Raw genomic sequence first — 7,164 nt, 5'->3', positions numbered from 1 at the left:
GAAATGTGTTTCCGAATGTGGACTTGCGTCACATCGCATTGAACGATGAAGTAAAGGAAGACTTGATTTTTAATCAGTCTGCTCAATTACCGAAAGAAATCATTTATGAATTCAATACATCATTGAAACCTGTACTAAAGGATAACCAGATTCTTTTTTACGAAGAGGATGCCCTTGTCATCACGATGCCTGTCCCTGAAATGCAGGACAGTGCAATCGATGAGAAATCAGGACTTCCCGCTCGCTCTTTTGATATCGCATATGAACTCACGGAAGTGAATGGCACTTCATATGAACTTAAAATCGTGCCTGATCAAGAGTGGTTGAATGATCCAGCGCGAGTCTATCCGATTTATGTCGATCCGACACTAGCTCGTGACGCGACCCTCGATACGTTTGTATCAAGCAAGAACCCGACCACGAACATGAACAAGTTTTGGAGCTCGTCTCGTGGCGAGTACGTGTTATGGGTTGGCTATTATGATACTACTACAGGTACAAACTATGGACTCATTAAATTCCCTGCCCTTACGGATTTGAGAGGTGCCACTGTTAGTTCGGCAGAAGTGAATTCATATGTCACATGGAGTTATTATGGAACTCAACAAAATGGACTGTGGCTCGATCGCGTGAATGCGAACTGGTCTGAGACAGGCGTCACCTGGAACACACGCCCCTCATCGACGAATCTTGGTTCAACGAATGTCGCACGCAATCAATGGGCGAACTTTGATGTGACATCTTTCGTTTCTCAGGTGGCTGCTGGAAGCCGAACAGATTATGGGTTCAAGTTCCATACGAACGGTAACGGGACGACACATTGGAAACAAATTACAGCCTCTGAAACTGGGACAAACCGTACTCGATTGAACGTCACGTACAGTTATCCGAAGATGGCCTCGATCTCCACAGAAGGCTTCTTGACGACCCCGACTTCATCTACTGGTCATGTCAATGTATCGTGGCCAGCGATGGCTGGGGCGACAGGATACCGCCTACAGATGTTTGATGGGAAAGGTTGGCAGACAGTTTACAACGGGACAGCCCGATCTTATACAACAAAAGATAAAGGGATGTTCCCAAAGACTACTCAGTACGGAACGAAAGAATCATCAACTGGTGGGATCAAGTTCCGCAACGGCGACGGACAGGAACTTCCAGTCGATCCATCTACCTTCTTTAATAGTAGTAGCGGAACGACAACGAACACGTTATCATACCAATTCCGTGTCATCGCAGACTACAAGTTGGGTAGTGGCTCAGCTTCATCGACGGCTAAACGTTCGTTGCAAGAACTGATTCCAGACGTGCCGACGAATCTAGCAGTTACTGCCGGGGATACGACAGCTGACGATCGTGGACAATTTGCATTGAGCTGGGATGAGTCAGAGCATGCAACAAGCTATGATGTCTACGTGTTTAACGGTTTCGCCTACGAGTTGATTGATAATGTCACCACAACGAGCTGGAGCCCGAACGGAAAACGTCTCTTCCCTACGACGGCGCAAATCAATGCCATGCCAGTCAATACACGGACAGCATTCCGCAAAGGTGATGGACAAGATTTCCCTGGCGACCCTCGCCCGTTGTATCGAAAGAACAACCCGGACCGAACAACCTATCATAATATCCTCCACTATTACTTCCGCGTCTACGCGAAATCGTCGAAAGGCCAGAGTGCCGGATCTGACGTCCGTACGTTCAACGTACCGGCAACCCGGGTGACGACGGAAGGCGTTGGCTATTCGGATAACCGGAAGACCAACACCGGTTTCTTGTTCACTAGCTGGCAACCCGTTCCTGGTGCTGCAGGATATAACGTGTATTTGTATAACGGAAAAGAGTATGACTTGGTCGAGACCGTCCCGAGTGACGTGACCACGTGGCATTCTCGAAACAAGAAATTATGGCCACTTGCCGGTCAGTCTTACAAATTGAACAATAACGGAGTTGTCGGGCAAGGAGGAGAACTCCCTGTCGATCCAAGCTCGAACTATGTCTTGTCAGGCGGGAAGTATGGGAAGCATACCAACTATTGGATCCGTGTGACCGCTCATCGTCGCGCGGTCCAGCCAGCTGTATTATTGGCATCGAACTTTGTCGCCGAAGGGAACTTGAATCGGAGCCTCCCGACGACACCACGTATCTTAAAGGTAGATGAGCCGGATCTTGGTACAGAAGAGTTTTATCCAATGCTTGATACCTCGATTGGCTCGTTCAACGTCATGAAAGAAAATCAGTTCTTGGAAGAGACGGATGAAGTGCTTCCGGGACGAGGGCCGGCTGTTGAAGCGAGTCGCTACTTTAACTCGAAGTCGATCCGATTCGGCATGTTCGGGCTTGGATGGAGCAGCGGGTTGGAACGACGACTCGAGATTCCGACAGAAGACAAACCGAAAGTCATTCGCTATATCGATGCTGACGGCAGCGGTCACTTGTTCCTCCGTACGTTTGTTCAAGAGAATGGAAAGACGGTCGAGAAACTTCTGCCGCCGACCGGAATCGATTATGAGTTCAGCATTGAGAACAACGGTTCACAATATGTCATTCAAACGAGTGATGGTCATCGTGAAATCTACAATCAAACTGGCCAACTAGTCGGGATGGAATATGACGCGAAAGAGAACGGGAAAAAGAATAACGTCCGTTTCGACTATTCAGATGTACAAGGTGTTAAACGTTTAACAACCATCTATGCGGCGAGTGACACGGGCACGACCTCACCGAACCGCCTTACCTTTACCTATAATGACAAAGGCTGGGTCGAGGCGATGACAGCGACCGCGTCTTCGGATGAGAAAGTTGACTCGCGCACGTATCGATACACATACGATGCTTGGGATCGTTTGACATCTGTTGATAGCTTTAGAGGGTCAACCCCGATTGAGACATACGGTTACGCCTATACGGAGAGTGTCAACACGATTGAAGAGACGGGCGAGGTCGCGGAGCGTCCAGATTTCCCATCTTCAATCAATCGCTTGATTTTGCCGGGCCATACCTCAGCCGAACCAAATGAAATTGTCGGTGAATTCGATAATGCGATCCCATCGATTGTCCAAGAGGTAGATGGTACACGCAATGCCTATGAGAAGACGTCGGGTGATTCAAAAGAGCGCATGGTCTACAAAGTTGCGACCGTCGATTCAAAAGATGATCAAGTCATGACACCGATTGTCTACACATTTAATGATGTGGGCCATTTGATTGAAGAGGCAGAAGGCGATGAGAAAACAATTTATGAGTGGAAAGACCATCGAATCATAAGCGTTAAAAATCCGGACGGTTCTGTCGAATCGACCACGTACGATGATCGGGATACGGCTGACGTCGACAAGACGACGGAGTTAGACGGAAATGTACTCGTAGAGAAAGATGCCACGTCGATCACGACCTATGAATACGCTGAGAATGGGGACGACCTCCTCCGAATCGAAGATGAGTTCGGTTTGGCCGAAGAAGTGGCCTTGAACGAGGATCGTGAAGAAATCGTCGATCATGAGGAACCAGAGGAACGAATTGGGTTCACAGAGTATGACAATCGCGGAAACGTCACGCGAACAGGTGTGGGATTAACGCCAGGCGTCAATCTGTATCCAAACGGTAGCTTTGAAGTAACGGAGACGGTGACTCCAGGAGTGCTTGTGGATGGCGGTCGTAATGGTAAAGCGCTTCAGTTGAACAACGCGACGTTCACAAGAGAAGTCAACATTAAAACTGGTCACCCGTATAACTTGGGTATCGATATGAAGACATCAGGCACGTCGAAAGGAAGTGTCACGCTCACGCTCTTGAATAGCTCGAATGTCGTAACTGAAACTTATACGATTCGTCCAATGGGCAATTTAGGGGAATGGACAAGACGATTCGTCGAGTTCACAGCAAAAAATGGGGCCGTCAAAGCTCGAATCAACATTATCTCTGAGAATGGATCGACCTTGTTTGACGAGGTGCAACTCGACACTGCGAAACAAGGGCATGCCGTCTCGGCCTCGGCGTTCAACCATGTCGAACAGGGCGGATTCGATGGCCTCAACAAATGGCAGTTGGTGAAGGCTACAGCAAGCTCGACAGGTTATATGAGTGAGAGTGGCTTGAACCTTCAACCTGATGGAACGGCGAAACAAACCATTTTTGTTAACCAATCGATAGCAAAACCGTTCTATGTGAGTGCCTTGGCACAAAAGGCTTCGAAAACAGATTCACTGAACGTGGTGGCGACATATGAGGACGGAACGACGGTACAGAAGACAGCCGCATTCCATGCCTTAGACTATACTGGAAAAGACAACGACGCGACATGGCAACGTCAAACCATCCAATTGACCTCAGATGAGAACAAGAAGCTCGTGAAAATCGAACTCACTATTAAGAATAACTCGACTAGCACCATTCTTATCGATGCGGTCAGAGCGTCAATCGGACGAGTCGTGTCTGACTCGACATATGACAAGCAAGGAAACCACGTCTTAAAAGACGCCGGGCTGACGAAACTTCCAGTGACCAATACGGTCGACGCGTTCGGGAATGTCTTAACCGTCGGTCAAGGGAATCGCACACGGACGAACACCTATGATCTATTAGGGCGTTTGAAGACGACAACCGCAGAGAACGGGACTGTCATTTCCTATGATTACAATAAAAAAGGTGAGGTCACACAAAAGGTATTTGATGGGACACTCACTAAATATGGATATTTGAAAGGTCGTATCACTTCGGTCATTCGTCCAGGGGGGCAGAAGTATGCGTATGAATATGCGCCTCACACTGGTAACTTAATAAAAACGCTTCTCCCTTCAGGGAACAGCCTATCTAAAATTTACGACGACGAAGGGAATATCATTGAACTGCAAGAGACAACAAAGGTAGAGAGTACTGATCCGACAAGTGAGACGGGAACGGAAGAAAGTATTAAAACGACGAGCCGATTCAAGTATGCATATGATTCATCTTCTGGTGACATCCTCTCGGTTCAAATGGGAAATGATAGCTCGAAACAGAAGAAGTACGAATATGACCCAGGTGACGAAGAAAATGACGAAATTGGTAAAGGACGTCTGTTGAACCTGACGGATTACCATGGAGTGCTCCAGACATGGGATTACGAAGATGTGAATGGTGTCGGGACAGAGCTTCCACTCTCAATGACGTTAGCGGGAACGAAGCGTGACTTCACCTATGACATCGCCAAACGGAACCATGGGGTAACTGTCGATAGTCAACATTGGGCTTTCCGCCATAATGAGGATGGTAAGACGACGCAGATTACCATGCCAGGACAAGCCGGTGAGTCGCTCGTCGAGTTCGATGAGACTGGTGCCGTATCAGCATGGTCCGCCTCTGCTGGTGACAAACAGATTGCATTTGAGCGTTATAGTTACGACCAATATGGCAACCTGTCAAGTTTAAAGAAAGATGGACAAACTGCGAGTTACTCCTATGACGCGATGGATCAATTGGTCGAAGAGAAGACACTAGACGGACAGACGATCAATTACACATACGACAAACGTGGAAATCGCACACACATCAACAACCAAGTTGTAGCTAAATTTGATGAATCCAACCGGATGACCGAGTTCGAGAGTCAAGCCATTACGTATGATGCAGACGGGAACCGGATCAATGACGGACGTCTGAAATATTCATGGGACGGTCTAGGGAAACTGACGGCGATTGAAGAAGTCAACGGCACAAAGAAATGGCAGTTCATGTATGACGAACAAGGGCGCCGTATCCAGAAGACGGGGCCGAACGGCACGATTCGCTTCCATTACGATGGAGACTCGAACCGACTGATGGCCGAGACAGATACGGCCGGCAAACCAATCCGAGAGTACGTCTATAACGCTGACCATATCCTTGTCGGACTAAAAACAAACGGAATCTGGTACAGTTATCAACGGAACTATCGTGGGGATATTGTAGCGATCACAGACACTTCAGGTAATGTTGCTGCCGAGTACACCTATGATACATGGGGCAAACCGCTTACGACGAACATCACCGATTCGAAGCTTACAGGTCAACCGCTTCGTTATGCGTCGTACTATTATGATGAAGATTTAACGATTTACTACTTGATGGCACGCTACTATCATCCAGAACAGGCCGTCTTCCTATCCATCGATCCAGAACTTGATGCCGATGAGACCGTCTCGATGGCAAATGGCTATTCGTATGCGGACAATAATCCGGTCCTAAAAGTCGATCCAGATGGAACGTGGGCTTGGGTAGCAGTTAAGGCTGGCTATGGAGCCTATACTGGTTATCAAACCGCTAAGTCTCGCGGATACACCGGTTGGAAAAAATGGGGGTACACTGCTTATAGTGCCGTGAGTAGCGCAGTTGGATTTGGTAGATTTGTTAAGTATGGTAAATCCTTATATTCCTCTAGAAAATATCAAGTGGGTTCCTATAACTCTCTAAAGGGAAGAGGAAAAGAAGGATTAGATGCTCATCATGTAGGTCAAAAAGTCTTAATGAATAGACTTGTTAAAAATTACCACCCTGGAAAGGCTCCAGCTATAAGTGTACCAAGTGTAGGTCATACTACTAGAAAAAAAGGTTTTGGAACTGTATCTAAATCAACGAAAGGAATAAATAATGCAAGAAGTTTATTGGCTAGAGACATCAGAGAATTAAGAAGGGTATATAGAGATATACCTAATGCGCAGTTACGAAAACTTATTCGCTTAAATAAAAAAATGTATCCAGAAATGAGGAGAAAAAGATGAACGAAATAAATGAAAAGTTTGTAAAATCAATTTATAAAACAATAGTTGAAGGTAACATAGTATCCTATAAAGATATGTATGAAGAGGAACTTGATTATTCAAAATTAAAAAAATCAGAAATGAATATTTATTGGAAGAAACAAGATGAGTTTTATAAAAGTTTAAGCGCTGAACAAAAGGAAATTATTTTTTCCATGTTGAAAGTAGTCATGGTTGATACAATTTCCCATGTGTTCGGAATTATCGACGGAAGTTCAGGACTAGTTGATTTTGAAGTAGAACCTAAACTACTATTAGATTCTGTAGATTCAGAAGGTTATTTACAAGACTTATTTTTAGGATATATTGAAGATGAAAATCTACTTCCATAATTTAAAAGTTAATTTTCACTGCTAGTAAATCTGTTAGCGAATCAATTCACTTTCTT

2 protein-coding genes are annotated in these 7,164 nt (G+C 46.0%); both read left to right on the top strand.

The window, feature by feature from the left end:
* Positions 1-17: 17 nt before the first annotated feature.
* On the top strand, positions 18-6,737 hold the full coding sequence (locus tag A6395_RS07660; RefSeq protein WP_071398604.1) for a DNRLRE domain-containing protein: 6,720 nt from the start codon (positions 18-20) through the stop codon (positions 6,735-6,737).
* Positions 6,734-7,108, top strand: coding sequence for a transposase (locus A6395_RS07655; RefSeq protein ID WP_236636598.1), 375 nt, complete (start codon positions 6,734-6,736; stop codon positions 7,106-7,108). Before A6395_RS07660 ends, A6395_RS07655 begins: the two co-directional genes overlap by 4 nt.
* Positions 7,109-7,164: the final 56 nt, after the last annotated feature.

This window comes from Exiguobacterium sp. SH31, assembly GCF_001816105.1.
GTDB classification, from domain to species: domain Bacteria; phylum Bacillota; class Bacilli; order Exiguobacteriales; family Exiguobacteriaceae; genus Exiguobacterium; species Exiguobacterium aurantiacum_A.
The sequence above is the reverse complement of the archived record's forward strand: the minus strand, read 5'-3'. Positions and strand labels throughout refer to the sequence as shown.

Coding starts and splice junctions, on each gene's coding strand:
- A6395_RS07655 (WP_236636598.1), top strand. CDS start 6,734: ATGAACGAAATAAATGAAAAGTTTGTAAAATCAATTTATAAAACAATA.